The sequence below is a fragment of the Enterococcus pseudoavium NBRC 100491 genome (genome assembly GCF_001544295.1).
Classification (GTDB): domain Bacteria; phylum Bacillota; class Bacilli; order Lactobacillales; family Enterococcaceae; genus Enterococcus_A; species Enterococcus_A pseudoavium.
Genome location: NZ_BCQF01000004.1, coordinates 35,031 through 61,897 on the forward strand (window position 1 = coordinate 35,031; position 26,867 = coordinate 61,897).

Annotated in this window: 23 protein-coding genes and 1 tRNA gene; 8 read left to right on the top strand and 16 right to left on the bottom strand. The window is 40.4% G+C overall.

All coding sequences use genetic code 11. From position 1 onward, the window contains the following. Window positions 1-11 precede the first annotated feature (11 nt). The 6 genes from EP1_RS03080 to EP1_RS03105 all read right to left on the bottom strand — a co-directional run bounded on the left by EP1_RS03080 (window position 12) and on the right by EP1_RS03105 (window position 6,352). Window positions 12-857 (bottom strand): two-component system regulatory protein YycI, encoded by an 846-nt coding sequence (locus EP1_RS03080; protein ID WP_067623266.1) that lies wholly within the window; start codon window positions 855-857, stop codon window positions 12-14. Beyond that, entirely contained in the window at window positions 858-2,171 is a 1,314-nt protein-coding gene (locus tag EP1_RS03085; RefSeq protein ID WP_067623267.1) for a YycH family regulatory protein, read from the bottom strand. Further along, a complete protein-coding gene (gene walK, locus EP1_RS03090) occupies window positions 2,168-3,997 on the bottom strand; it encodes a cell wall metabolism sensor histidine kinase WalK (protein ID WP_067623270.1) in 1,830 nt (609 codons plus the stop codon). The genes EP1_RS03085 and walK overlap by 4 nt, the downstream gene beginning before the upstream one ends. Window positions 3,998-4,008: 11 nt before the next feature. After that, window positions 4,009-4,713, bottom strand: a complete 705-nt coding sequence (yycF, locus tag EP1_RS03095) for a response regulator YycF (protein WP_067623272.1) — start codon at window positions 4,711-4,713, stop codon at window positions 4,009-4,011. Window positions 4,714-4,956: 243 nt separating this feature from the next. Then, window positions 4,957-5,811, bottom strand: coding sequence for a DegV family protein (locus EP1_RS03100; RefSeq protein WP_067623275.1), 855 nt, complete (start codon window positions 5,809-5,811; stop codon window positions 4,957-4,959). Next, window positions 5,804-6,352: a DUF1836 domain-containing protein gene (locus EP1_RS03105; RefSeq protein ID WP_067623278.1), complete on the bottom strand. Its 549-nt coding sequence runs from the start codon at window positions 6,350-6,352 to the stop codon at window positions 5,804-5,806. Before EP1_RS03105 ends, EP1_RS03100 begins: the two co-directional genes overlap by 8 nt. Window positions 6,353-6,507: 155 nt before the next feature. Between EP1_RS03105 and EP1_RS03110 the strand changes: the two genes are divergently transcribed. Beyond that, a tRNA-Lys gene (locus EP1_RS03110) sits at window positions 6,508-6,580 on the top strand. Window positions 6,581-6,876: 296 nt separating this feature from the next. On the opposite strand, the gene EP1_RS03115 is transcribed toward EP1_RS03110, so the two are convergent. The 4 genes from EP1_RS03115 to opp3b are packed head-to-tail and all read right to left on the bottom strand — an operon-like array spanning window position 6,877 to window position 10,883. Continuing rightward, window positions 6,877-7,830: an ABC transporter ATP-binding protein gene (locus EP1_RS03115; protein WP_067623283.1), complete on the bottom strand. Its 954-nt coding sequence runs from the start codon at window positions 7,828-7,830 to the stop codon at window positions 6,877-6,879. Window positions 7,831-7,848: 18 nt separating this feature from the next. Next, window positions 7,849-8,901, bottom strand: a complete 1,053-nt coding sequence (locus EP1_RS03120) for an ABC transporter ATP-binding protein (protein WP_067623286.1) — start codon at window positions 8,899-8,901, stop codon at window positions 7,849-7,851. A gap of 6 nt (window positions 8,902-8,907) precedes the next feature. Then, entirely contained in the window at window positions 8,908-9,942 is a 1,035-nt protein-coding gene (gene opp3C, locus EP1_RS03125; protein ID WP_067623288.1) for an oligopeptide ABC transporter permease, read from the bottom strand. Then, complete coding sequence (opp3b, locus tag EP1_RS03130; RefSeq protein WP_067623290.1) at window positions 9,942-10,883, bottom strand: oligopeptide ABC transporter permease; 942 nt, start codon at window positions 10,881-10,883, stop codon at window positions 9,942-9,944. The genes opp3C and opp3b overlap by 1 nt, the downstream gene beginning before the upstream one ends. Before the next feature lie 102 nt (window positions 10,884-10,985). Here opp3b and EP1_RS03135 point away from each other — a divergent pair, with 102 nt between their 5' ends. Further along, window positions 10,986-11,330 carry a DUF3899 domain-containing protein gene (locus EP1_RS03135; RefSeq protein WP_067623297.1) on the top strand — a complete coding sequence of 115 codons (345 nt, stop codon included), beginning with the start codon at window positions 10,986-10,988 and terminating at the stop codon, window positions 11,328-11,330. 41 nt (window positions 11,331-11,371) lie between these two features. Here EP1_RS03135 and EP1_RS03140 read toward each other — a convergent pair whose 3' ends face one another. Next, window positions 11,372-13,033, bottom strand: coding sequence for a peptide ABC transporter substrate-binding protein (locus tag EP1_RS03140; RefSeq protein ID WP_067623299.1), 1,662 nt, complete (start codon window positions 13,031-13,033; stop codon window positions 11,372-11,374). Between the two features lie 604 nt (window positions 13,034-13,637). On the opposite strand from EP1_RS03140, the gene EP1_RS03145 reads away from it, so the two are divergent. The 4 genes from EP1_RS03145 (at window position 13,638) to leuD (ending at window position 18,338) form a co-directional block, all read left to right on the top strand. Next, window positions 13,638-15,152, top strand: coding sequence for a 2-isopropylmalate synthase (locus EP1_RS03145; RefSeq protein ID WP_067623301.1), 1,515 nt, complete (start codon window positions 13,638-13,640; stop codon window positions 15,150-15,152). A 49-nt stretch (window positions 15,153-15,201) separates the two neighbouring features. Then, complete coding sequence (gene leuB / locus EP1_RS03150) at window positions 15,202-16,257, top strand: 3-isopropylmalate dehydrogenase (RefSeq protein ID WP_067623304.1); 1,056 nt, start codon at window positions 15,202-15,204, stop codon at window positions 16,255-16,257. Window positions 16,258-16,301: 44 nt separating this feature from the next. Next, the gene (gene leuC / locus EP1_RS03155; RefSeq protein ID WP_067623307.1) at window positions 16,302-17,681 is read left to right on the top strand and encodes a 3-isopropylmalate dehydratase large subunit; all 1,380 of its coding nucleotides are present in this window, start codon (window positions 16,302-16,304) and stop codon (window positions 17,679-17,681) included. 72 nt (window positions 17,682-17,753) lie between these two features. Continuing rightward, window positions 17,754-18,338 carry a 3-isopropylmalate dehydratase small subunit gene (leuD, locus tag EP1_RS03160; protein ID WP_067623310.1) on the top strand — a complete coding sequence of 195 codons (585 nt, stop codon included), beginning with the start codon at window positions 17,754-17,756 and terminating at the stop codon, window positions 18,336-18,338. 40 nt (window positions 18,339-18,378) lie between these two features. On the opposite strand, the gene EP1_RS03165 is transcribed toward leuD, so the two are convergent. The 5 genes from EP1_RS03165 to EP1_RS03185 form a co-directional block, all read right to left on the bottom strand. Further along, window positions 18,379-20,145, bottom strand: coding sequence for an ABC transporter ATP-binding protein (locus tag EP1_RS03165; protein ID WP_067623313.1), 1,767 nt, complete (start codon window positions 20,143-20,145; stop codon window positions 18,379-18,381). 18 nt (window positions 20,146-20,163) lie between these two features. Then, window positions 20,164-20,865: a MarR family winged helix-turn-helix transcriptional regulator gene (locus EP1_RS03170; RefSeq protein ID WP_067623316.1), complete on the bottom strand. Its 702-nt coding sequence runs from the start codon at window positions 20,863-20,865 to the stop codon at window positions 20,164-20,166. A gap of 229 nt (window positions 20,866-21,094) precedes the next feature. Next, window positions 21,095-21,229: a FeoB-associated Cys-rich membrane protein gene (locus EP1_RS13415; protein WP_115872729.1), complete on the bottom strand. Its 135-nt coding sequence runs from the start codon at window positions 21,227-21,229 to the stop codon at window positions 21,095-21,097. After that, on the bottom strand, window positions 21,217-23,379 hold the full coding sequence (feoB, locus tag EP1_RS03180; protein ID WP_067623322.1) for a ferrous iron transport protein B: 2,163 nt from the start codon (window positions 23,377-23,379) through the stop codon (window positions 21,217-21,219). Before feoB ends, EP1_RS13415 begins: the two co-directional genes overlap by 13 nt. Further along, window positions 23,380-23,850, bottom strand: a complete 471-nt coding sequence (locus EP1_RS03185) for a FeoA family protein (protein ID WP_067623325.1) — start codon at window positions 23,848-23,850, stop codon at window positions 23,380-23,382. Window positions 23,851-24,255: 405 nt separating this feature from the next. Between EP1_RS03185 and nrdH the strand changes: the two genes are divergently transcribed. Both nrdH and nrdE read left to right on the top strand, forming a co-directional pair. Further along, entirely contained in the window at window positions 24,256-24,474 is a 219-nt protein-coding gene (nrdH, locus tag EP1_RS03190) for a glutaredoxin-like protein NrdH (protein WP_067623328.1), read from the top strand. A 162-nt stretch (window positions 24,475-24,636) separates the two neighbouring features. After that, window positions 24,637-26,796, top strand: coding sequence for a class 1b ribonucleoside-diphosphate reductase subunit alpha (gene nrdE / locus EP1_RS03195; RefSeq protein ID WP_067623331.1), 2,160 nt, complete (start codon window positions 24,637-24,639; stop codon window positions 26,794-26,796). Window positions 26,797-26,867 lie beyond the last annotated feature (71 nt).

Consider the following 26,867-nt stretch of genomic DNA (forward strand, 5'->3'; position numbering starts at 1 on the left):
TACAACCCTTTTTAGGGATTTTCCACCTTTGGAACTAAATTATTCGTGATTACTTGATTGTTCAATGCATTGACTTTTTCAATCTGGGTCGTCTTGTCAGAGGCTTTGACCTTAACAAACCAAACCGGCACATAAACATTTTTTTCCCGCACTTCCAACGTTCGGAAATAACCAAGATAAATATTCGTAATCGTCGCTTTACTTGGAATATTATTGTTGATATACAGCGTGTTTAAGATTTCTTTTTCTGAGTAAAGCGTCATTTTTTCTCGTAGCGGTTCAATCTCCTTCAACCGCGTTTGAGTATATTTCGTGACTTTCTCCTGGTCACTATTTTTCTCAATATCTAAAGTGACCCGCGAGGTCTCATCGATAAAAGGAATCCCTTCATAAGACTGCGCACCAACAATTTTACCCAGCTCTTCGTCTTTTTTTGAAATATCCGGCAAATACGTATACTCTGCACCATTCATAATAAATGTTTTATCTTTCATTAAACGATTAAAGCTGCTAGTCGCCTTTTTCAAATTAAACGAGATCTCCCGATTCATGTAACTAGTCAAAATTTTATCTGAAATATTAAAATCATTCGTTAAGGGTTGAGCGCCGCTGTCGTTTACTAAAGCGGCAAAATTATCTTGTTCTGCGCTTAAATAGTACCCTTCACGGTGCTCATCAGAGACAGTATCTTTGACCTTCACCTCGTCATTTTCAAGACGCTGTAAAATATCCTCTCGTTGATTCGAGTTTGTAACCAAGCTCTGCTCATGCTGGTTATTCCAGTAAATACTAAATAAGAAAATATTTAAACCAATGAAGACGAGAAAAAAGATCCATTCGATTTTTCTAAAATCCAATTAGCTCGCCTCCGTTTCAAGATTTCCTTGCATCAACTGATCAGCAGGATACCAAATGTTATCGTATTTAATAAACCATTCTGGAGTCAAAGCAACTAATTTATTTACACCGTCAATATCTTGCCAAGTATAGCCGATGATAAAACTTTGGATTTTATCAAGATCGATTCCGACTGCAGCCAAATTATTTTCAATTTCTAAGGTGCTGGGCAATTCGACTTCCTCATCAGAAGGAATTGGTACCTGGACCGTATCCATACTGGTTTCGATGTGAACTTGTGGCGGCGCTGAATTAGCTGCGTGCTCTATTTTCACAATCATTTTCCCCTTCGATGACTGACTGAAGATTGGATAGCCTTCAACAAATATTCGATAATTGATCTGTCCATCATGATGGTCAAAATAACGCAAATTACCCACCGCGGTCCCTAAGCGACTGACATAATTAAAGCTTTGAGTGTATAAACTTTCTTTTGCCAAGTCTTCGGATAGTTCCCCATTAAAGGCAACCAAACGTTTTTGTTCATCCATCATCAACTCTTCGTGACCGCTGACAAACGAACGCATCCCACTGGCTTCTTCCTCACCTTTGGCTTGGTCTGGATTTTGGAAAAAAGCATTCCGAAAAAGCGAATACGCTTGGGTCGTCAAAATATAACTGTATTTCTTTAAGCAGACCCGATCCTTGGTTACTAACAACTGTGGAACTAAAGGATTCTCATCGGACATTGGTAAGTAGCGTCCTTCGTTTTTTTGATAAATCTCTGCAAGCCCTGTGAAATCTTCTGAAATCGTCGCTTCATAAACAGTCGGTTTCTTGTAATTCAAAAAACGAATTTTTTTCTGAGAAAAATCAACTTGGATCTTTGAAAAGGTAATGTCATTCGCATCCTCCAAAGAGTTCAAATTGATGGGCATATCAAAGACTTTGATGTATTCAGTCAGTGAAAAACCACCTTCATAATTCAATTCGATGCCGTTATCCAAGCTATAATAATCTTTGATTTCAGTTTCGATCTGCTGGTCTTCTAGCAGTTGACCATAGGTACTTTCCGTCAATCGAGCTTGGGTCGTTGCTAATAAATTCTCACTGTTCGTTTGAAACTTTCCCTCAGGCAAATTCCAAATACCGCGAATCGGCAAAAAAGCATCCGTAGCTTTGGCATAGTTTTGATCATTTTTCACTGCTTGTTTACTAGTATTAACATTCGCTGTTTTAGAGGTCGGACTAAGCCAAATGGCATAAGTCAAAATGAGGCTGAGTAAGATCAGAGCGATAAGTGCCATTCGTATGATTTTTTCTGAAATTTTCATTCCCAAATATCCTCCTCATAAGGTTCATAAGGCAAAGAAATATAAAAGGTAGAACCTTTACCTTCAACGCTTTCGACCCAGATCTGACCTTGATGAGCCTTCATGACTTCTTTGGAGATTGCCAGGCCTAGTCCTGTGCCGCCTTGTTTACGCGCCCGCGCCTTATCAACACGATAGAACCGCTCAAAGACTTTTTCCAAATCCTTCTTAGGAATTCCTAACCCTTCATCAGAGATACTCAAGACGACATTGTTATGAGTTTCTATCAAATGAACTTCGATTTTACCGCCATCTGGAGAATACTTGATCGCATTGTTCATGATATTATCAATCACTTGCATGATCTTATCCGTATCGATTTCGACCCATAAATCACGTTCAGTAAATTCGCGAACAATCCGATAATTTTTCTTTTGGCTGTTGACCATCATATCAAAACGATCCAACGCATAACCAACAAGTTCATTGAAATTAACTAACTCAAGTTCCATCTGCTGTACACCTGAGTCCATACGGGAAAGATTTAGTAGGTCATTGATCATTCGGATCATTCGATCAGTCTCACCTAATGTCACATGGATAAATTCCGGTGCAATATTCTTGTCTTGCCACGCGCCCTCTTCCAAGGCCTCTAAATAACTCCGAACACTTGTGAGCGGTGTCCGCAATTCATGGGAAACATTAGAAACGAATTGTCGACGTTCTTCGGCTGTTTTTTCCTGTTCAGTAACATCATGGATAACGACTACCAGACCACTGATAAAGCCAGATTCGCGCCGAATCATTGCAAAATCCGAACGTAAAGTCAGCTGATCTTCCGCGGAATCTGATTTAGAACGCTCAAGCAAAATCTCTTCTGGCGTCTCCAACAATTTTCTTAACGTGTATTCCTCATCCAAATCAAGCAAAGTTAAAATCGATTGACCAATCGCCTGTTCACTGGTGGTATCTAATAAGGACAGGGCCATTTCATTAATCGTAATAACTTTTCCACGACGGTCCGTTGCGATAACCCCATCGGTCATATGAGTCAAAACGCTATCCAAGCGGTTCCGCTCTGCTTCCATTGTATCTTGTGCATCCTCGACCCGATCGGATAATTTGTTGAAGGTCTCAGCCAATTGGCTCAGTTCATCATGGCCTTGAACATCTACTTTTTCGGAATAATCCCCTTGGGCGATTCGAATCGCCTGTTTTTGCATCTCTTTGATCGGTTTAGTAATGGAGCGGGCCACCAATAATGCCACCACGATTGAAATTAAACCAGCAATCAATGAGGCTGAGAAAAAGATCAAGGCGGTATTTCCTATTTCGGTATATTTTTGTTCAATGTCACTTTTAACATAAAGAGCCCCCAGCACAGCCGAATCGCCGGTCGGGGACTGAATAGGTTGGACATTGATATATACCCGTTTATTATTGTCATCGAGTGTTACATATTGTTTTGTTGAAAAATCATCAATATCATTGTACTCATTCTTTTTACCAACAATCGAATCTTTTTGACCCACATCGTTAGTAGCTACGATGATTCCCTTATCATCCACTACCCACATCTCAGTGATGTCGGCAGCAGTGTTGTTCTCAAGAATCCGCTGTAGCTGTTCTGCTTCATTCTCACTATCTTCAGCCATCGTTGCGCCAAGCGTCGTACTTAACAATGAGACACGCTGATTCATATCTTTCGTAAAGCTATCAATCGTTGATTTTTCAAGACCACGAATAAAGTAAGCACCAATAATCTCAATCGAAATCAGTAAAATCAAAATAAATGAAAAAGCAATCTTGAAATTAACCGATCGATAAAAACGGACTTTTTTTTCCATAGCTACTCCAATTACTCCTGTTCAGGGTTGCGCAGATAATATCCGACGCCCCGTCTAGTGACTAAATAAGTTGGATGACTTGGATTATCCTCGATTTTTTCCCGCAAGCGCCGAACCGTCACGTCAACTGTCCGCACATCTCCAAAATAATCATAGCCCCAAACCGTTTGCAGTAAATGTTCCCGAGTCATTACTTGACCGATATGTTTTGCTAAATAATGTAGCAATTCAAATTCACGATGGGTCAATTCGATCGTACTTCCATGCTTAGTTACCATATAAGCATCTGGATGAATCGTTAAATCACCAATCGTCAAATCCGTTTGCGTCGTTGGTTCTTCTTCCTTTGGTGCTTGTCCGCCGCGCCGCAGATTCGCCTTTACCCGAGCAATCAATTCACGATTAGAAAATGGCTTGGTCACATAATCATCTGCACCCAATTCCAACCCTAACACTTTATCGATCTCAGAATCTTTGGCAGTAACCATAATAATCGGCGTTTCATGGGTCTTGCGTACTTCACGAGCCACTTCCAAACCGTCTTTTTTAGGCAACATCAAATCTAATAAAATCAAATCTGGATTGATCTCTTCGACTTTTTCCAAAGCTTCTTCACCATCATACGCGGTAAAGACTTCATAGCCTTCTTTGGTTAAATTGAATTTCACGATGTCCGAAATCGGTTTTTCATCGTCAACTACTAAAATTTTTTTCACTAAGAGTCACCTCATACCTTTATAAGATTGTATGTACGCCTTCCCATTATACAATAATTTCAATAGTGTTTCATCTTTTCAAACAAGTGTCGGTTTAATTACAATAATTACTTAAGAAAAAAATACTATTCAAAATCAACATTTTTCAACCGCTACGAATTTAGCTCACGTTTCAATTACCAACTTTTTACTATCAAAAAAGCCCCTCAAGTCAGCATTCGTCTAACTTGAGGGGTAGATTTTCTAGTCTAGAACTTGGCAAACGACACCTAATGAGCCAGGTCCAGTGTGGACTGCTAAAGCTGGTGAAACTTTACCATAATAAATATTTTCTGCTGTCGGGAATAATTCCTGCAACCGTCGCAAGACCTTTTCAGCAGTTTCTGTTGCATCTGCTTGAGTAACAGCCAGATTAAAGCGACGATGCGTCCCAATCTGCTCTTTTACTAATTGTAGCGTCTTATCTATACTTTTGTTTAATCCTCGGACTTTAGCTACCGTATAATAGATCCCTTCGGAATTACAAGAGATAATTGGCTTTAATTTCAAAGCACTCCCTAATAAAGAAGAAACTAGACCGATGCGGCCGCCTTTTTGCAAATATTCCAACGTATCGACATTGAAAAAGATTTTTGTCTTCGGAATCTTACTCTCAACTTCCGAAATAATTTCCGTGAAAGCTTTTCCTTGTTTCACTAACTCTCCAGCATAAATTGCTAAAATACCCGCGCCGATTCCAACATTTTTAGTATCAATCGAGTAGAAAGTCAGCCCTTCATAATGCTCACCTAGTACGCGCAAGGCATTATAGGTACCGCTCAAACCACTAGAAATCGTCACGATGATTACATGGGTATATCCCTGAGCTTTGATCTCGTCAAATACTTTATGAATCAGTTCGCCGTCAGGTAAAGAAGTTGTCGGCAATTCTTTTTTAATCAATGGAAAAATTGTATCAGAATCAATATCGATCCCGTCCCGATACTCTCGATCACTAAAAATAATCCGCAACGGAACCATAAAAAATGGGCCATTATCTACTACTTCTTTAGGAACATCCGTCCCTGAATCAACTAAAACTGCAATTTTTTCACTCATTCGTTTCGCCTTCTTTCTTCTGATCCAACAGAATAATCTTTTCTGCTAACATTTTTTGCGTAAATGAGGCCACGGCACTCTCCATCGCTAAATAATAAAAATCATTATTGCTACGCATTAAATTTACTTCTTCTCCTAAAATAATTTTAGCAATATGCTTCAGCGCCTCTTCTTGGACTGTACAAAAATTATTGTAGGCATCTTTAGGTTCACTAATCGTCAACTGCATGCGAATTAATTCATTAATATCAGGAATTGAAAAAACTTGTTTTAACAATGTGATCGCAATCAGGTATGCCAGATGATTACGATTATATCTTTTCTTGACTGGTGCAGGAATTAATTTATGTTTAACGTAATTGTTGACCATCGCACTCGATAAAAGTTGAGACTTTCCATCTTCCATTAAGCGGGATAAGTAACGGTCAACCAGTGTGATCACTTGATCCATATACAATTCTAATTCAGGCAGTTCCTCCCACCGTGGTAAGCGGACTTCTTTCAAATCTTCTGCCCATGATTTAAGTGCTGTTTCTTCCATCACGTGCACCCCTTTCAATCATAGTTTATCAAAATTATTATGATTATACAACGTGGTTTTTAAGACTAGATAATTGAAGCTTTTTTCAGTATTTTTTTGCATTTTATTCTTGCTTTTTTATTTTCTCAGTGCTAACATATGAAAGTACTTTGTTTGGGCCGTTAGCTCAGTTGGTAGAGCAGCTGACTCTTAATCAGCGGGTCGCGGGTTCGAGCCCCTCACGGCCCATTGGGTGCCAAACCCACGTCACCAGTGCATTCTTGGCTACTTTGGTAGTTTAGAAAAGAATGTGCGTGGTGACATTTTTTTATACTTTTTTGGCGCTTGCTTAGCAATAGACGGCCCAAGATTGATTTTCCTACTTTTAAACTTTCAATTACAAAATTTAGCTATAAAAAAGTATTTCCCTCAATTGGTTAAAAAAAAATTCTGAGCCGATAATTTATTCCTAACACTTTTTTTCATTATAAAAAAGAGCCCGCACAGAAATAATTTCTGTGCGGGCTCTTTGACTTAAATAAACATCAAACGGCTAGTGCTTTTTCATTTTTTAAATGCTGCAATTTCTTCTTATAATAAGCGACCTCATCTTCAGAAGAATAAATATAGTGTCCTGCCGCGATTTCTCGTAAAGAACGCGCCTTGCCATCATGCGGTTCTGTTTGATATTTGATACGTCGACGTTGACGTTCATGGTCAGGATCAGGCATCGGAATTGCCGATAATAAACTTTCAGTATATGGATGTACGCCATAATTATAAATCTCATCACTGCTTCCGACTTCCAATAAGTGACCATTGTTCATTACACCGATTCGATCACTGATATGTTTCACCATTGAAAGATCGTGGGCAATAAAGAGATAGGTCAAGTTTTGTTTCTTTTGCAAATCCTGTAATAAATTCACTACTTGTGCTTGAATCGATACATCTAAAGCTGAGATAGGTTCATCGCAGATAATAAAGCGTGGACGTACCGCTAGAGCTCGCGCAATTCCGATCCGTTGCCGTTGTCCGCCAGAGAATTCATGGGGATAGCGCGTCCCGTGACTAGGATTTAAGCCGACCGTTTCAAGTAAATCATTAACGATTTTATCTCGTTCTTTTACTGTCGCCGCCAATCCATTGACATCGATTCCTTCAGCAATAATATCTTTAACTTTCATCCGAGGATTTAAAGAGGCATACGGATCTTGAAAAATCATTTGGACATCTCTCCGAAACTCGCTCAATTCCGCCTTTTTTTGAATCTTCGTCACATCTTTTCCATCAAAAAGAATCTCACCGGCTGTAGGTTGATTCAAACGAATGATCGAGCGTCCCGTCGTTGACTTTCCGCTACCAGATTCACCAACTAGACCGAACGTTTCTCCTTCGTTTATATAAAAACTTACATCATTTACGGCCCGGACTTCATTTTTACTATTCGTATTAAAATACTGTTTCAAATTTTTTACTTCTACTAGCTTTCTTTCCATTATAGTCCTCCCGTTTTTTTATGCGTAAGCGGAATATTGTGCTTTTTTTTGGCGGAAAATTTCCCAGCGACGTTGAATTTCAGCTGGCGGATTCACTTCAGGTGCTTGGGGTGCCAATAACCAAGTGGCCGCTTTATGCGTAGCAGAAAGTTCGAAAAATGGTGGTGCCATTTCAGCATCGATCTTCAAAGCAAACTCATTTCGCGGATAAAACGCATCCCCTTTAGGCGGATTCAATAAATCAGGCGGCGAACCCGGAATCGCATAAAGTCGATCGTTTTCGCTGTCCAAGGTGGGCATGGAACCTAACAATCCCCAAGTATAAGGATGCTGCGGATTATAAAAAATCTCCTCGGCCGTTCCGACTTCTACGATTTTCCCGGCATACATCACTGCTACCCGATCGGCGACATTAGCTACCACCCCGAGATCGTGGGTAATAAAAATAATCGAGGTGCCAATCTTTTCTTGGATTTCCTTCAGCAATTCTAGAATTTGGGCTTGAATGGTTACATCCAATGCGGTCGTTGGTTCATCGGCAATCAAAATCTCCGGATTACAGATCAAGGCGATTGCAATCACGATCCGTTGCCGCTGTCCGCCGGAAAATTGATGCGGGTAATTTTTCAAGCGCTTCTCAGCATCAGGAATGCCTACTAGCTTCAACAAATCAAGAGCTGCTTTTAAACTTTCTTTTTTAGAAACTTTTTTGTGTTTCCGCAAAGATTCAGCGACCTGCTTCCCAATCGTCATAGTTGGGTCAAGAGACGTCATCGGATCTTGAAAGATCATGGCAATCTCACGTCCTCTGATTTTTTGCATCTCTTTTTCGGATTTTTCAACAATATTTTGTCCTTTGAACAAAATTTCCCCGTCATCAATCGTGGCATTACTGGATAGTAAGCGCATGATCGTCCGCGTCGTAACCGATTTCCCGCTACCAGACTCACCGACGATTGCTAGTGTTTCGCCTTTATTTAAATCAAAATCGACTCCACGAATGGCCCGCACCTTACCGGCATAGGTGTCGAATGAAATATTTAAATTGTTAACTTCTAAAATTTTTTCCATAAATCGTCACTCTTTCATTTTTGGATCGAATGCGTCCCGCAGACCATCGGCTAACAGATTGAAACAAACCATGATCAGCGAAATCGTCACTGCTGGAATCCATAATAAGTACGGTAAATACAAGAAGGTTTTATAGCCGTCGTTTAATAATGTTCCCAGTGAAGCCGCCGGCGGAGTTAAACCAAGTCCGATAAAGCTTAAGAAAGCTTCAAAGAAAATCGCTGTCGGAATACTGAACATCATTTGGATGATAATCACACTAGAGATATTCGGGATAATGTGCTTAAAGGCGATCTTCCATTTAGGTTCTCCCAAGGTCATTCCCGCTAACACGTACTCTTGGTCCTTCAATTTCAGCGTCTGGGCTCGTACAATCCGCGCCATCGGAATCCAGTTAGTAATCGCCATTGCGGCAACAATCGAAAAGATCCCGGGCTCAAAGACAACGAGCATCAAAATCATGACGACTAAGTTGGGAATACCTGAAAGAATCTCTAAGAAACGCTGCATGGCGTTATCAACTTTGCCCCCGAGCATTCCGGAAATCAACCCATAAGCCACTCCGATCGTAATATCAAATAATGCCGCAATAAAAGCGATCAAAAGTGAGATCCGCGTCCCCATAAAGAGACGACTTAACACATCACGACCCAATCCATCCGTTCCTAATAGATAATTCACATTATTAGGTACCTCTGCTTGGGCATATTTATCGACTAATTCACCCGCTATCATCGTTTTCCCATTGAGTCCATTGATATTTAGACCTGGTACGCGTGGTGGCAAGTTAATATAATCAACGTTTTGTTTACTAGGATCTTGCGGTGAAATAAAAATCGTGACGATCGAAATAACGATGATGATCGCCAACAAGATCATTGAAACCACGGCCGCTTTATTTTTTTTCAAACGACGCCAAGAATCTTGTAAGAAATTTAGCGAAGGCGCCGCAATCTCCTCACGTTCCTCTTCGGTATTTTTTTGTAACGGCTGAAATTCATCTGCGGGAATGTCCACGATTGAAGGATATTTCATTTCCATTAACTTTTGCTCCCTTCTGATAGACGGATCCGAGGATCAACTAACCCATATAACAAGTCAACAACTAAAATAACGAAGACTAGCATGAATGAGTAAAGGATCGTCACTGCCATAATCGTTGGATAATCATTGGTCATGATTGATTTCACGAATTGTTCCCCAATACCAGGAATCGCAAAAATATTTTCAACGACTAATGATCCTGTCATCAAGGCCACCGCCAAGGGGCCTAGTAAAGTCATCAAGGGAATCAAACTATTTCGTAGGCCATGCTTGAAAGCAATCTCCCAACGACTCAGACCTTTTGCGCGGGCTAATTCAACATAGTCACTGTGGAGCACCTCTACCATCTCAGTCCGAATGAAACGAGCCGAATCGGCTAATGGTGACATCGCCAAGGCGATGGTTGGTAGTATCGTGTAGGCGAACCCTTCCCACTTAGCAATTGGCAAAACTTGGAGTTTCATAGCAAAGATATATTGTAGTAAAACTGCAAATACAAAGTTGGGAATCGAACGACCAAGGATCGCCACTAATGTTGAAGCGGTATCGGCCCATGAATTTTGTTTCATGGCAGCGATGGTTCCTAAAACGATTCCGATAAAAGTTCCAAAGATAATCGCCTGTACTCCTAATTGCAGTGAAGGGCCAATTCGTCCGGCCAATAATGCCGCAACGGCTTGATTTTTAAATTGGAAAGAAATTCCAAAATCTCCTTGAACTAGATTTGATAAATAAATTCCATATTGAACAATCACGGGTTTATCTAAACCAACTTGTTTATTCAACATCGCGACCGTTTCAGGACTTAATCGTTCTTGGTTGGTATAAGGTGTCCCTGGTAATAATTGCATCAAGAAGAAAGTAATAGTGGCAATCAACCATAGTGTAATCAACATAAAAAAGACACGCTTTAAAAAATATTTCAAATAACTGCCCATGAGGTGCCTCCTTTGACATCTAGGTTTATTTTGGTTTACAGTGTACGCTAACTAGATGAACATTCGTGTCATCCACAAGCGCTTAATTATTGGAGTGATTAAATGAAAAATAAAATTTTAGCCGTTGCTATCGGCAGTGGTTTACTGGTGCTGATCAGTCTTTATTCGCTGACCCAAGGTTCCTTGACCTCGCTGAACCTTTCAAATCGCTTTTTCTTAGTGGGGCTGCCCTTTCTGATTATCGGGATCTTGTTATGGATTTTTTCTTCAGGCTTTTTCGACCATTTCCACTATTCCATGCAGCAGACTTTTAGCAGAAAAAAAGACGCTAAAACTGCTTCACGTTCCTTAACGCAAGTTGGAACTGGCCGCTCTACTTTTTGGTTAATAATCGCCGCGATTTTGATCGCAGCCGCGGTTCTTTGTGGCATTTTTGCTACGATTTAAAAGGAAGTTGGAACGAGTTACGTTCCAACTTCTTTTTGTTGCTATTTTTCTATATAGGTCCATTTGTAATCCCAAGAAGCGCCGGCTGGGTGATGAACGATCCCTTTGACCTTCTCGTTGACTAAATGTGCTTCAGATAATTGATAAAGCGGTGCGATTCCTGATTCTTTAGACACTAGCTCATTTGCTTTTTGTAGATCCGCCCAGCGAGCTTCTTCATCACTGGCATCTTGGCTGCCAGAAGCTTTGACTGCTTTGTCGTATTCCTCATTACTCCAACGTCCGCGGTTATATGAGTTTCCTGTTACGAACAAATCAGTAAAGCTAGATGGATCCGCATAATCTGCTCCCCAACCACCCAGTAAAACATCAAAGTCGCCAGCATTTGAACGGTCTAAGCGAACAGAGAATGGTACCGGTGTTGGTTTCACGGTAATTCCGGGCAGTGTATCTTCCAAAACACCTTGAATATATTCAATTACCTTTTTCGATGAATCAGTATCAGAAGCCATCAATTCAAATGAAAGTGAGTCGATCTTCAATTCTTGTTTGGCTTTCTCCCAATATTCTTTAGCTTTCTTTTTATCGTATGGTGTTAAGTTTCCGGCTTCTTTTGCGAAATCTTCGTCGGTTTTCGGATTTTTTGACATACCGGATGGTACTAAACCTGTCGAAACAACCGATCCATCACCTAATACTTGATTGACTAAAGATTTGCGATTGATCGCATAAGAAATGGCTTTACGTAAATTTTCATTTTTGAATGGAGAATCTGCTTTGCGTTGATTGAATTCAAGATAGCTGGTCCGCGCTTCTTTAAAGGATTTATATGCTGAATCATTCGCATTTTGTTGCGCTAATTCACCAGATAAGATCACGTCATCTGCTTCGCCATCTTTAAAGAGATTCAATGAAGTTGAGGATTCTTTGACAACGTTGACTTTAACCGCTGATAATTTCACTTCGTCTTTATCCCAGTAAGTGTCATTCTTTTTATATTCCCATTCGGTATCTGTACCCGGTCCATCGAAACCAGCTAACGTGAAGGGACCATTGTAAACAGCCTTGTCACTCTTGGTTGCATATTCTTTTCCGTTTGCTTCTACTACTTTTTGATTTTGTGGGAAGAATGATGGAAAGGCCAATAAGTAATCAAAGTATGGTGTTGGTTTCGCTAGTTTAATTTCTAATTCATGATCATTAACTGCCTTAATTCCTAATTCTTCTGGAGCTTTTTTGCCCGCTGAAATATCAGCAGCATTTTCTACTGGTTCAAAAAGATAAGCATATTCTGAGGCGGTCTCTGGTTTGACTGTCCGCTGCCAGCCAAAGACATAATCTTTTGCTGTGACCGGATCACCATTTGACCATTTAGCATCTTCTCTTAATTTCACTGTATACGTTTTGCCGTCATCACTGACTTTCACTTTTTCACTGGCGCCAGCTGGTTGCGGCTTGTTGTCTTTATCCAGACGATAGATTCCTTCATACACATTATTTAGTGCCGTAAAACTGATTGTGTCAGTTGCTACAGACAAATCGGCGGTAGGCATTTCTTGCTGAACTACTAAATTGAAGGTGCCATTGTCTTTTGCGGATTTACTCGAACTACTCTCATTCGTCGAGGCCTTTCCGCCACCGTAACAACCTGCTAGCACCAGACCGCATACAGCGATGATTCCATAAGCTAATTTGTTCCTCATATCTTTTTCCCCTTTTTGATTCAATTTTCAGAATAATTATGAAACTCTGAAGATGTAGAGAAGTTTAATTATTTTTCTCTAAGAAATCAACTCATAAGCTCTAATAATTTTGGCGTTTTACAAGAAAATTCTAAGAAAACTTGTAAAATAGGCATTTTTGCTTAATGTTTTTTCTAAATTAAGAAAATTATCCGAATTTTTAGTTTTCTTTGTTAGTATTAACGCCTTCATGATAGATAATAAGACATCTCAACTAACCGATAATTCGTTTTCATTTTGTAAAGTAGAAACTCTCATTTGATTTTATAAAACCAAGATCCCTTTTAATTTAAAAATTTACTCATCTTTTTTTCATAAATCTATTGACAACGACAGTCATTTTTTATACGATAAGTACAACAATTTTTAAAAAATTCTGACAATAAACGGGTGGTTGCCATGATGAAATCAAATACAGCTTTCAACGCAACTTTATTATTATAGCTGGGACTTTCTGAAATTTATTTCATGAAGTCCCTATTCGCATTGCATCGGAGAAGAAAATGGTTCTTTTCCGATGGAGTGCTTTTTTTATACCCGCTTTTTGTATGAAGGAGGATGAAAAATGAGAAGAATTCAATTTTTAGATACAACATTAAGGGATGGTGAACAAACTCCCGGTGTAAATTTTAATACGAAAGAAAAAGTTCAAATTGCACTTCAATTAGAAAAATGGGGCATTGATGTCATCGAGGCAGGCTTTCCCATCGCTTCACCCGGTGATTTCGAAGCTGTTCAACAAATCGCTCAAAAAGTTGAAAAAATGACCGTGACTGGACTGGCTCGTTGCCAGAAAAAAGACATCGATCGAGCTTATGAAGCTTTGAAAGATGCCGTCGATCCACAAATCCATGTTTTCCTCGCAACTAGCGATGTCCATATGCAATATAAATTGAAAATGAATCGTGAAGAAGTTCTTGCTTCTATTAAAGAACATGTCAGTTATGCCCGTACACTATTTGAAAAAGTTCAGTTCTCACCAGAAGATGCTTCCCGTACAGAAAAAGCCTTCCTATTAGAAGCAGTCCAAACGGCGATCGATGCTGGAGCAACAATTATTAATGTCCCTGATACAGTCGGTTATTCGAATCCGACAGAATATGGTGCCATTTTCAAATCATTGATTGCAAACATTCAAAGTGAACAAGAAATCACTTTTTCTTCTCATTGTCATGATGATTTAGGAATGGCGACTGCCAATGCCTTAGCCGCCATCGAAAATGGTGCTAACCGCGTAGAAGGTGCCATAAATGGCATCGGGGAACGGGCTGGGAATACCGCTTTGGAGGAAGTTGCACTGGCCTTAGCGATTCGAAAAGACTTTTATCAATGCGAAGCCAACATTGTATTGAATGAAACGAAACGAACTAGTGAATTAGTTTCACGGCTGTCCGGTATTCCTGTCCCTAAAAATAAGGCCATCGTCGGGGATAATGCCTACGCCCATGAATCGGGAATTCATCAAGATGGTGTGTTAAAAAATCCAGAAACCTATGAAATCATTACGCCACAATTAGTGGGTGTCCAACAAAATTCTCTGCCACTAGGCAAATTATCTGGTCGTCATGCCTTCACTGCCAAACTAGAAGAGTTAGGCTATCAGCTTAATGATGCTGACAGCAAGGAAGCTTTCAAGCGTTTCAAAGCATTGGCAGATAAGAAAAAACAGATTACCGATAAAGACTTGGTCGCTTTGCTGGCTGATCAATATCGTGAAGAAACAGAGCAATACAAACTAGTCGATGTGCAAGTTCAATACAGTTCCAACGGTTATCAAGGGGCAATCGTCTCCATCATTAATGAGGAAAACAAAACAAAAGTTGCTTCGCGAATTGGCTCAGGTAGTATCCAGGCAATCTATAATACGATCGATGAATTGTTCCAACAAAAGCCCGCATTAAAGGAATACGAGATTCAAGCCTTAACCGGCGGCGAGGATGCTCAAGCTGAAGTTCGCGTCACACTCTATGATGAAACAAGCCAAACCGAGGTTCGTGGAATCGGTGTTGACTTTGACGTATTACAAGCGTCAGCAAAAGCTTATGTGCAGGCGAGTAATCATCTCGTCCAAAAAGATTAATAACTTACCTTTGAAAAAAAATACTCTACTATGAGATAGGAGCAGATTCATGAATAGTAAAATTGTTGTTTTAGCTGGTGATGGAATTGGACCAGAAATTATGGCGAGTGGCTTAAACGTTTTAGCTGCAGTAGAAAAACAATGTACACATACCTTTGAATTAGCGGAATTGCCTTTTGGGGGAGCGGGGATCGATGCGACCGGTGCTTCTTTACCAGAAAAAACCTTAGCTGCTTGTCAAGAAGCAGATGCGATCTTATTGGGAGCTATCGGCGGTCCTAAATGGGAAAAAATGTCGGACACGCCGGAAAAAGGACTATTGGCCTTACGGAAATCGTTAAATCTATTTGCAAATATTCGACCGGTATCTGTTTCATCTGCTTTGTTGCATCTATCACCACTAAAGCCCGAAATTCTTGAAGGAACCGATTTAATCATTGTTCGAGAATTAAGTAGCGGAATCTATTTTGGTGAGCCGCGGGAATTGCATGAAACAATGGCCTTCGACACGGCTCGTTATCAAAAGTCAGAAATCGAACGGATCCTCCACTCCGCTTTTAAAATCGCTCAAGGAAGAAGCAAGAAAGTCACTTCTGTTGATAAAGCGAACGTCTTGGCTTCCAGTAAATTATGGCGAGGGACTGCAGAAGAAATCGCCAAAGAATACCCTGATTGTCAGTTGGAACATCAATACGTTGATTCTGCAGCTATGAAACTGATTCAAAATCCTAAAGCTTTTGATGTCATCGTAACTGAAAATCTTTTTGGCGATATTTTAAGCGATGAGGCTTCAGTGTTACCTGGTTCATTAGGCGTCTTGCCAAGTGCCAGTCATAGCGCAGCTGGTCCTTCACTTTATGAACCAATCCATGGCTCAGCACCGGATATTGCTGGTCAAGGAATCGCTAATCCGATTTCCATGATTTTATCGGTCGCTATGATGCTACGCCAATCATTCCAAGAAGAGCAAGCGGCACAAGCAATTGAAAAAGCCTGCGACACTGTTTTAACTAACGGACTATTCACTCATGATCTAGGTGGACAAGCGACCACTGATGAATTTACTAACGCAGTGATTCAAGAACTAAATCATTTCGCTTCGTAGTTTAAAACGGATCTAGATTAATTTAGAAGAAGGAGTTCAAACCTATGGGAAAAACACTATTTGATAAACTTTGGGACCGCCATGTTGTTCACGGTGAAGAAGGCGCGCCTCAATTGCTTTATATTGATTTACATTTGATTCATGAAGTCACCTCTCCTCAAGCATTTGCCGGAATTCGTGAAGCCGGAAGAACCTTGCGTCATCCCGAACGGACTTTCGCAACGATGGATCATAATACACCAACTGTTGACATTTTCAACTTCACGGATCTCGTAGCTAAGAAGCAAATTGATACTTTGCGTGATAATTGTCAAGAATTCGGTGTACAGCTTTGTGATAATGGCAGTGAACGCCAAGGAATTGTGCATATGGTAGGGCCTGAGACTGGCCTGACACAGCCGGGGAAAACAATCGTCTGCGGTGATTCCCATACCGCTACTCATGGTGCTTTTGGCGCTTTAGCTTTTGGGATTGGTACTAGCGAAGTCGAACATGTTTTTGCGACCCAAACACTATGGCAAAATAAACCGAAAAATATGGGAATCAAAATTAGTGGTAAATTACCAAAGGGCGTCTATGCTAAAGATATTATCTTGGCACTAATCGCTAAATATGGAACCGATTTTGGGGTTGGTTATGGTGCAGAATTTTGTGGTGAAACGATCGAGCAGCTTTCGATGGAGGAACGCATGACTATTTGTAACATGGCAATCGAAGGTGGAGCTAAGATCGGTTTGATCGCGCCAGACGAAAAAACTTTTGAATACGTAGCCGGCCGAGAATTTGCCCCTAAAAATATGGACGCCGCGATCCATGACTGGAAAGAACTATATACCGATGAAGATGCTCAATACGATAAAGTACTAACATTGGACGTCAATGAACTAGTGCCCTTCGTTACTTGGGGCACCAACCCTGAAATGGGTGTCCCTTTTGACGGTACTTTCCCAGCAATCACTTCACCTGATCTCCAACAAGCTTATGACTATATGGAACTGCAGCCGGGGCAAACTCCAGCTGATATTCCGATCGGTTATGTCTTTATCGGCTCTTGTACCAATGGTCGCCTCTCAGATCTACAGGAAGCTGCCAAAATCGTGGCTGGGAAGAAGGTCCATGATCATGTGACGGCGATCGTTGTTCCAGGCTCACGCCCCGTTCGTAAAGCAGCAGAAAAACTCGGCTTAGATAAAATCTTTATTGAGGCTGGCTTTGAGTGGCGCGAGCCCGGCTGTTCAATGTGTCTAGGGATGAATCCGGATCGTGTACCTGCTGGTGTCCATTGTGCTTCAACCTCTAATCGAAATTTCCAAGGGCGCCAAGGAAAAGATGCCCGTACACATCTATGCAGTCCTGTCATGGCCGCATTGGCCGCGATCCATGGAAATTTTGTTGACAGCCGTAAAGCAGTCACTTCCAATTAATCGATGACTTTATTAGTAAAATGATCCAAATTATGAAAATAGATACTTTACTATCTATAAGGAGGTTAACTAATGGAAAAATTTACAATTTATACTGGAAAAGCAGTTCCCTTAATGAATGATAATATTGACACCGACCAGATCATTCCCAAAGGTTTCCTAAAACAAGTTGATAAGGCCGGATTTGGTAAACATCTTTTTGATGAATGGCGTTTTTTGGAGGACGGTTCACCGAATCCTGAATTTATTTTGAATGCTCCCGATCGGAAAACGGCAACAATTTTAATCTCGGGTGAAAACTTTGGCTCCGGCTCTTCCCGGGAACATGCTGCTTGGGCGATTCAAGATTATGGTTTTAAAGCCGTAATTGCTGGCAGTTATAGTGATATCTTTTATATGAATGCCTTAAAAAATGGCTTGCTACCGATTCGAGCAGATCAATCTGTTCGTCATTTTCTCAGTCAACTTCCGGCTGATCAGGCAATCACCATTGATCTGCCAAAACAAGAGATTGTCACTAACGATGCTTCTTTTGCTTTTCAAATTGATCCAACTTGGAAAGAAAAACTCGTCAATGGATTGGATGACATCAGCATCACCTTGCAATACGAAAATGAAATTACCGCTTATGAACAAAGCATGCCTTCCTATGAATAGCTCAAAACGCGTCCAGCAAAATTTTGCTGGACGCGTTCTTTTAGTTTACTACTTGTTCCTGAACATATTGTGCATAAAGCGGATGGCTAGCGATCAGTTCACTATGCGTTCCATGCCCAGTCACTTCACCTTTTTCAATGAAATAAATATGATCTGCATCAACAATCGTCGATAAACGGTGGGCAATTACTAAAGTTGTCCGCCCTTCCATCAATTGATCCAAAGCCCGTTGAACTTTTTCTTCTGATTGTGAATCTAAGCTGGCAGTTGCTTCATCCAGCATCAAAATCTTCGGATCGCGTAAGAAAGCTCGAGCAATCGCAATTCGTTGTTTTTGTCCACCAGATAATTTGACTCCGCGTTCACCTAATTCCGTTTCGAGCTGTTCAGGGAAATCCCGGACAAATTGATCTGCGTAGGCTAATTCTAACCCCCGCCACAATTCGTCTTCCGTCAACGTCCGATCCAAACCATATTGCAAATTTTCTCGGATACTGCCGGCAAAAACAGCACTGTCTTGCGAAACGTAACCAATTTGTGAGCGCCAATTTGTGAGCCCCACTTCATCGATTGTGTCAGATCCAATCTTAATTCTTCCACTTGTCGGTTGATAAAAACGCTCCAACAAAGCAAAGATAGTGGATTTACCACCGCCACTTGGTCCAGCAAAAGCTATCACCGTGTTGGGTTTTGCTTCAAAGGAGACATTTTTCAAAATCGGACGGTCGGAAACATACTGGAAGGAAAGATTTTCAGCTTTGATCGTTTTACCCGACACGTCAATCTCCTTTCCTGTTTCAATTGGTTCTAAGTCTGTTTTCAAAATTTGTTCGATCCGTTCAGTTGCTCCCATCGCTTTTTGGACTTGGGAGAAGAACATCGCAAAGCTGGCTGCTGGCATCATGATATTAAATAGATACAGTAGAAAAGCGACCAATTGACCACTAGTTAATGTCCCTGCTTGAACTCGGACTGCCCCATAACCCAAAATTCCAACGAATAAACCTAGCATAACTGTCGTAATAATTGGCTGCAACATAGCTTCGACTTTTGCATCTTTGATTCCTAAATTAAAAATCTTATTAATCAACGAGCCGCCGCTTTTTTTCTCAAACTTTTCTCCATTGCTGGATTTGATCAAACGAATCTCAGATAACTTTTCACTGGCTTCGGCATTAAAATCGGCCGTTGCAGCTTGCAATTGACGACCTAAACGTGACATCACGCGACCAATCGGCAGCATGATCAAAGCCATGATGGGTACCGCTAAAAACATCATAGCCGCCATCTTCCAGTCCATTACTAACAAAATGATCATTGAGCCGACTAGTTGAATCGCGCCAGTAATAAAGTTGGGAAATTGCGTGGCCACTAAATCTTTAATGACTGTCGTATCATTGACTAATCGTGAACTGCTCTCACCTGATTTATGATCATCGTAATAGTCAACCGGCAGCTGTAAAAGATGGCTCCATAATTTTTCCCGTAATGTCTTGACCGCACTTTCCCCCACGAAACGGAGTAAAAAACTTCCAATCGCGCCAAAAGCTAATTGGGCAACGAACGCTAAAACTAAAACGAGCAACATTTTTCTATCGATCTGGGCTAATTTGCTAGTATCGATCAAACCTTTCGTCAATTGCGGGACGATCAAACTCGCTCCACTAGTTAATAAACTTAAAAATAAGCCGATAATAAATAAGGCTTTTTTGGGATTGACACTCATGATCAATCGAATAAAATCTTTCATTTTATAGTTGCTTTTCGCTGTTGGGCGTTCTTCCGCCAAACTGATATCTCGATCCATCTTTGGTTCCTTCCCTCTCTAAAAATCTTCCCATTCCGTATCTTCTGGCTGTTCACTTTTATCTACTTCTACAAAGCAATCACGATTGTCCCAAAAATTTGGCCGAAAATCATGTTTAAAATTCCGGGAAAAATCGCGGGAAGCGTTGCGCATTTCACGTTTCATTCGATTGCGCATCCGATGTTGTTCTTCTCGTGACAGGTGTTGCCAATCTTCTTGCCAGTTTTCAGCAAATTGATCCCGCAATGCTTGCATTTGTCGCAGACGATCCATTGGATCAACGAAGCGCCCCGTTTGTTTTTGAAATTCTTCTTGCCAACCGGCAGCGATCTTTTGTAGGTATTCGCTGAATTTTTCTTGCTCTTGCTCATTCAATCCAGCAAAGAAAGTTTCACTCATATCTTCTCCTGCATAGCTGAATTTTTGAGCTTTCTGCTGACCATTTGCCGTTAGAAAAACTCGTTTGATTCGTTTATCGTGTTCCTCTTCCTTCCGGATCACATCGCCGCTTTTTTCCATCTTCTTCATTAATTCAGCCAAAGAACTTGGTCGAATATCTAAAATTTCAGCCAGTTGACTTTGAATCAAGCCATCTTCTTTTGCCAAAATCGCTAAAACCCGTTGTTGCCCATTCAATTTTTGCCGTTTGCTCATAAAAGCATTACTGGCAGAGCTAATAAAACGCAGTTGACGCATCAAGTCTTTAGTAAATTCACTCATCATCAAGATCTCCTCATTTTTAATCTTTTCCGTTACAGGCCCAGCTATTTTCCAACTCGTGAAAAATTACTGAAACAGGGTAACGATTCTCATTAGTCATTAAAGTTCGGTACCGAACTTTAATTCGTTTGCTATTATAGTTCGGTACCGAACCATTGTCAATAATTTTGATATATTTTTTTGGTTCGCAAACAAAAAAACGCTAGCGAAGTTCGCTAGCGTTCTCTGTTTAATGTTTATGCTGTTCTTCTTTGACTGGACAGCTAGTTCCGCAGTCCTCACAAGAATTTCCATTTTTAATTCGCCGATAGACAATCACACCGGCTCCACCAAAGATCAACACACTCAATATTATAGTTGCCATTCTTTCACCTCTTTGATTTCTTCAATCGTAATAGTTGGCGTTCGTTTGACTGGTTTTCTGACAACAAAATAAGTCATCACTGCCAAGACTAGAGCCGCTAAAACAAAGCCAATTCCAATTGTCCCCTTTTCAAAGATCACATGGCCGAATTGATAAACAATAAAACTTACCGCATAGGCTAATCCGCATTGATAGCCGATCGCACGCCAAGTCCACTTAATATCCGCCATTTCGCGATGAATCGCACCAATCGCAGCAAAACATGGGGCACAGAGTAAATTGAAAACTAAGAAAGAATAACCGGCAATTGGTGTGTAGGCTGCCTGCAATGATTTCCAGATTTCTACACCATCTTCAGCTACTTCCGCATGACGGTATAAAATTCCAAACGTTCCAATCACATTTTCTTTAGCGACTAAACCAGTGATTGCTGCGACAGCTCCCCGCCAATCGCCCCAACCTAATGGCGCAAACAATGGTGCAATCACCCCGCCTAAAGCCGCTAAAATACTATCGTTCTCATCGACTGCTTGGAATGTGAAATTGTAACTGAAAATAAACCAGATCACGATACTAGAAACAAAAATGATTGTTCCCGCACGTTTCACAAAAGCTTTACTATGATCATAGGTGTAACGAATCGTATTACCAATCCGCGGCATGTGATACAACGGCAACTCCATGATAAAGGGCGCTGGATCGCCGGCAAACAGTTTGGTTTTTTTCAAAGCAATTCCTGATAAGACAATCGCACCCATTCCCACAAAATAAGCCGAAGGGGCTACCCAGCTACTATTTGGGAAAAACGCTCCCGCAATCAATGCAATAATCGGTAATTTAGCTGAACAGGGCATAAAGGTCGTTAACATAGCGGTCATCCGGCGGTCTTTTTCATTTTCAATCGTCCGGCTAGCCATTACTCCCGGAACGCCACAACCTGTTGCGATCAACATGGGAATGAACGATTTGCCGGATAAACCGAACTTACGAAAAATTCGATCCATCACAAAAGCGATCCGTGACATATAGCCACAATCCTCCAACAAAGCCAAACACAGAAACAGCACCATCAATTGTGGCAAGAAGCCTAAAACGGCACCTACACCAGCAATGATCCCATCCAAAATCAAGTTCTGCATCCACTCAGCAACATTCCATGACTGAAGTGTCGAGCTGACGAAATTCGGTACGATATCGCCGAACAAATTCTCATTTACCCAATCAGTTCCCATTGCGCCAATCGTCTGGATCGCAATGAAGTAAATCAACCACATGACTAACGCAAAAATTGGCAATGCTAAGAAACGATTGGTAACGATCCGATCAATTTTATCTGAGATCGATAGCTTAAATTGATCTTCATCCACCACACATAAAGTTTTTAAATTAGTAATGAAGTTATAACGTTCGTTAATCACTAAACTTTCAGCATCTTCACCAAAGATTTTTTCAGTGATCTTAATGATCTCCTGTAGTTCTTTTTGCTGAATCTTGCTCAAATCTAAGTCATTTTGTGCCCGTTCATCACGTTCAAATAATTTTAAGCTATACCAACGGCTGTATTTAGCCACCGCTGTGCTGCCTAATACTTCTTCGATTTCACTCAATGCTGCTTCTAAACGTTTATCATAATGGGGAAAATTGATTTCCTCCACATCTTTTTTCACTAGATGCAAAGCTTCATTAACTGCTTTATCCAAACCCCAATTTTTCAAAGCACTTATTCCTACTACTGGAACGCCTAGTGCATAGGCAAGTTTTTCCAAGTTGATTTGCTTGCCACTTTTTTTAATGATATCCATCATATTCACTGCAACGACTACCGGAATCCCCGTTTCAATCAATTGTGTCGTCAAATAAAGATTCCGTTCAAGATTGGTACCGTCAACAATATTGACAATCGCATCTGGCGTACCAGAAAGCAAATAATCCCGTGCTACGACTTCTTCCGGCGAATATGGCGAAAGCGAATAGATTCCCGGTAGATCATCAATGATTACTTCAGAATCCTTTTTATAGATCCCTTCTTTGCGCTCAACTGTAACTCCCGGCCAATTTCCTACAAACTGATTGGTGCCGGTTAAAACATTGAAGGTACTCGTTTTTCCACTATTAGGATTTCCTGCCAAAGCAATATGTATCTTTTCCATCTATTTTGCCTCCTTTGATACGACCACCATCTCTGATTCGTTTTTTCGCAAGCTTAGCTCATATCCGCGAACCCGCAGTTCAATCGGATCACCTAGAGGTGCCAGTTTTACTACTTTGATTTCTGTCCCTTTCGTCAATCCCATATCCATCAAACGCCTTTTAATCGAGCCACTGCCATGAACATTTACGACGACCCCTTGCTCTCCGACTTTTAATTGATCCAATGAGACCCACGCTTCTTGGTCTTCCGTTAGCTCTTTCACAAGTATCTTTTTTAATAAAGATTGTGATAACGCTAAACGGGTATTATGTAACAAAATAATTCCGTTATCACCAGAATGATTTACAACAGCAACTTTCGAACCAACAATCATACCCAAATCTTGTAGCCGGTGTTTTAAATCATTTTCTAAAGCCATTTCTGATATTTGAACGACTCGGTTCAATGAAACATCTGCTAAAGTTGTCATGTACTTCTCCACCTTACTATCAACTTTTAAACACTTTTTCTCACTCTAATTAATAATGAGAATCTTTCTCACTAAGAATAGCTTCATTTATCAACAAAGTCAATAAATGGTCGACAATTTTTATCGATTCCTGAGCAAATTGTTTGACAATCATTGATTTATTTGCAAGATCATTCTATTTTTAGTTATTAAAAAAACTTTTTATGGGTTAAAAAACATCAAAGTCCTACTTTTATAATTTAGTAAAGGGATTCTTCTTTGAGGCTATCTGTTTTCAATGTTTTTCCAAAAAACACAAAACATAGTATACAAAAAAAACAGCACCACAATATATGGTATCAAACAATTGACTTTTCCCCCACATCTTTTATACTAGTAATTGTAGAAATCAAGGGAGGCAGTCTTATGGTAAAAGTCTATTCTAAAAATAATTGTATGCAATGCAAAATGACAAAACGTTATTTAACTGATAATCAAATTTCATTTGAAGAAGTCAATATTGATCATGAACCCGAAGCGCTAAGTTTTCTAAAAGATCAAGGTTTCCAAAGTGTCCCAGTTATTTTTGGTGGTCAACAAGCCATCATCGGTTTCCGACCAGATCAATTGAAAGCCTTAGCGTAATTTAAGCGGTCGTGACGAAAGCTATTTCTAGAGCACCGTTTTTCGAAACTTTGCGATCCATGATTGCAAAGTTTCTTCTTTATTTTATATAGATATTTATTACACGCGTTTCCCCGTTCGGAGCGCTTCATAGGCAGACAGAAAAAGGAAAGATGTGACGAGATGAGTTTAAAAGACTTAGGTGAAGTATCTTACTTCAGACTAAACAACGAAATTAACCGTCCAGTAGATGGACAGATCCCACTAAATAAAGATAAAGAAGCTTTAGCTGCTTTTTTTAAAGAAAACGTTGAACCTAATACCCGTGCTTTTGCTTCGGTCCAAGAAAAAATCGACTATTTAATAGAAGAAGATTTTTTAGAAGCGGATTTTATCGCTAAATATACTCCCGCTTTTATTGAAAAATTATATGCTTATTTAGCGGAACAAAACTTTACCTTCAAATCCTTTATGGCCGCTTATAAATTTTATTCACAATATGCCTTAAAGAATAATGATGGCACGGAATATTTAGAAAGTTATGAAGATCGGGTCGCTTTTAATGCCCTTTATTTTGCTGACGGCGATGAAGAGCTAGCTTTCTCTTTGGCCGACGAAATGATCCATCAACGGTACCAACCAGCCACCCCTTCCTTTTTGAACGCCGGTCGCAAACGCCGTGGGGAGTTAGTTTCGTGTTTCTTGATCCAAGTTACCGATGATATGAACAGCATCGGCCGGTCCATTAACTCCGCCTTGCAATTATCACGCATCGGCGGCGGCGTAGGGATCAATCTTTCAAATTTACGTGAAGCAGGTGCTCCGATCAAAGGCTACGATGGGGCCGCAAGCGGTGTCGTTCCCGTCATGAAATTGTTCGAAGACAGCTTCTCCTACTCTAACCAACTTGGTCAGCGGCAAGGAGCCGGTGTGGTTTACTTAGATGTTTTCCATCCCGATATTGAGATGTTTTTATCCGCCAAGAAAGAAAACGCCGATGAAAAAATCCGCGTTAAGACGCTTTCGCTTGGTATAACCGTCCCAGATAAATTTTATGAGCTGGCTCGTAAAAATGAAGAGATGTATTTGTTCAGTCCTTACGGCATTGAACGTGAATATGGCGTGCCTTACTCTTATGTCGATATCACGAAAGAATATGACAATTTAGTTGCAAATCCCAATATTCGCAAGAAAAAAATTCGGGCACGTGATCTTGAGAATGAAATTTCTAAATTGCAACAAGAATCTGGTTATCCTTATATCATCAATATTGACACTGCTAATCAAACTAATCCAATTGACGGAAAAATCGTGATGAGTAATCTATGTTCCGAAATTTTACAGGTGCAAACACCCTCGATCATCAATGGTCGGCAAGAATACGAGGTCCTAGGTACCGATATCTCATGTAATTTGGGGTCAACCAATATCGTTAACTTGATGGAAAGTCCTGATTTCGGACAATCCGTACGCACGATGGTGCGGGCTTTGACCTTTGTTACCGATGAGTCAGATATCGATGTGGTTCCTTCGATTCAAAACGGCAATAAATTGAACCATACGATTGGTTTAGGTGCGATGGGCCTCCACAGCTTCTTCGCCAAACATCTAATGGAATATGGCTCCGAAGAATCAATTGACTTTACCAATATCTATTTCACTTTATTGAACTATTGGACATTAATGGAAAGTAACGCCTTAGCCAAAGAACGGCAAACGACCTTCCATAATTTTGAAAAATCGGCTTATGCCGATGGTTCGTATTTTGATAAATACACAACCGGCGAATTCGTGCCAAAAACAGCGAAAGTCAAAGAAATCTTCAAAGATATTTTTGTACCGACCTCTGAAGATTGGCAAAACTTGAAAGACGCTGTTCAAAAGGATGGGCTTTATCACCAAAATCGTTTGGCGGTGGCCCCAAATGGTTCGATTTCTTATATCAATGATACAAGTGCCAGCTTGCATCCAATTACTCGTTTGATTGAAGAACGACAAGAAAAGAAAATTGGTAAAATTTATTATCCAGCACCTTATTTGAATAATGAAACTTTGCCTTATTACACTTCTGCCTATGATATGGATATGCGGAAAGTCATCGATGTTTACGCAACCGCTCAACAGCATATCGATCAAGGAATGAGCTTGACCTTGTTTATGCGTTCCGAAATTCCAGAAGGCTTGTACGAATGGAAAAACGAAACCAAACAAACGACACGCGATCTAAATATTTTACGCAACTACGCCTTCTACAAGGGCTGTAAATCAATTTATTATGTGCGGACTTTTACCGATGATGCTGAAGAAATTGGTTCAAATCAATGTGAAAGTTGTGTCATTTAATTACGTTATTCCTCTCAAGCGTTCCTTGAGAGGGATTCGTGTGCAGGAGAAACTATTTTACTAAGAAGCAG

Excerpts from the sequence above, each read along its gene's own strand:
- EP1_RS03085 (WP_067623267.1), bottom strand. The coding sequence starts at position 2,171 with ATGAAAATTTCAGAAAAAATCATACGAATGGCACTTATCGCTCTGATC.
- walK (WP_067623270.1), bottom strand. The coding sequence starts at position 3,997 with ATGGAAAAAAAAGTCCGTTTTTATCGATCGGTTAATTTCAAGATTGCT.
- EP1_RS03100 (WP_067623275.1), bottom strand. The coding sequence starts at position 5,811 with ATGAGTGAAAAAATTGCAGTTTTAGTTGATTCAGGGACGGATGTTCCT.
- EP1_RS03105 (WP_067623278.1), bottom strand. The coding sequence starts at position 6,352 with ATGGAAGAAACAGCACTTAAATCATGGGCAGAAGATTTGAAAGAAGTC.
- EP1_RS03115 (WP_067623283.1), bottom strand. The coding sequence starts at position 7,830 with ATGGAAAGAAAGCTAGTAGAAGTAAAAAATTTGAAACAGTATTTTAAT.
- EP1_RS03120 (WP_067623286.1), bottom strand. The coding sequence starts at position 8,901 with ATGGAAAAAATTTTAGAAGTTAACAATTTAAATATTTCATTCGACACC.
- opp3C (WP_067623288.1), bottom strand. The coding sequence starts at position 9,942 with ATGGAAATGAAATATCCTTCAATCGTGGACATTCCCGCAGATGAATTT.
- opp3b (WP_067623290.1), bottom strand. The coding sequence starts at position 10,883 with ATGGGCAGTTATTTGAAATATTTTTTAAAGCGTGTCTTTTTTATGTTG.
- EP1_RS03135 (WP_067623297.1), top strand. The coding sequence starts at position 10,986 with ATGAAAAATAAAATTTTAGCCGTTGCTATCGGCAGTGGTTTACTGGTG.
- EP1_RS03140 (WP_067623299.1), bottom strand. The coding sequence starts at position 13,033 with ATGAGGAACAAATTAGCTTATGGAATCATCGCTGTATGCGGTCTGGTG.
- EP1_RS03145 (WP_067623301.1), top strand. The coding sequence starts at position 13,638 with ATGAGAAGAATTCAATTTTTAGATACAACATTAAGGGATGGTGAACAA.
- leuB (WP_067623304.1), top strand. The coding sequence starts at position 15,202 with ATGAATAGTAAAATTGTTGTTTTAGCTGGTGATGGAATTGGACCAGAA.
- leuC (WP_067623307.1), top strand. The coding sequence starts at position 16,302 with ATGGGAAAAACACTATTTGATAAACTTTGGGACCGCCATGTTGTTCAC.
- leuD (WP_067623310.1), top strand. The coding sequence starts at position 17,754 with ATGGAAAAATTTACAATTTATACTGGAAAAGCAGTTCCCTTAATGAAT.
- EP1_RS03165 (WP_067623313.1), bottom strand. The coding sequence starts at position 20,145 with ATGGATCGAGATATCAGTTTGGCGGAAGAACGCCCAACAGCGAAAAGC.
- EP1_RS03170 (WP_067623316.1), bottom strand. The coding sequence starts at position 20,865 with ATGAGTGAATTTACTAAAGACTTGATGCGTCAACTGCGTTTTATTAGC.
- EP1_RS13415 (WP_115872729.1), bottom strand. The coding sequence starts at position 21,229 with ATGGCAACTATAATATTGAGTGTGTTGATCTTTGGTGGAGCCGGTGTG.
- feoB (WP_067623322.1), bottom strand. The coding sequence starts at position 23,379 with ATGGAAAAGATACATATTGCTTTGGCAGGAAATCCTAATAGTGGAAAA.
- EP1_RS03185 (WP_067623325.1), bottom strand. The coding sequence starts at position 23,850 with ATGACAACTTTAGCAGATGTTTCATTGAACCGAGTCGTTCAAATATCA.
- nrdH (WP_067623328.1), top strand. The coding sequence starts at position 24,256 with ATGGTAAAAGTCTATTCTAAAAATAATTGTATGCAATGCAAAATGACA.
- nrdE (WP_067623331.1), top strand. The coding sequence starts at position 24,637 with ATGAGTTTAAAAGACTTAGGTGAAGTATCTTACTTCAGACTAAACAAC.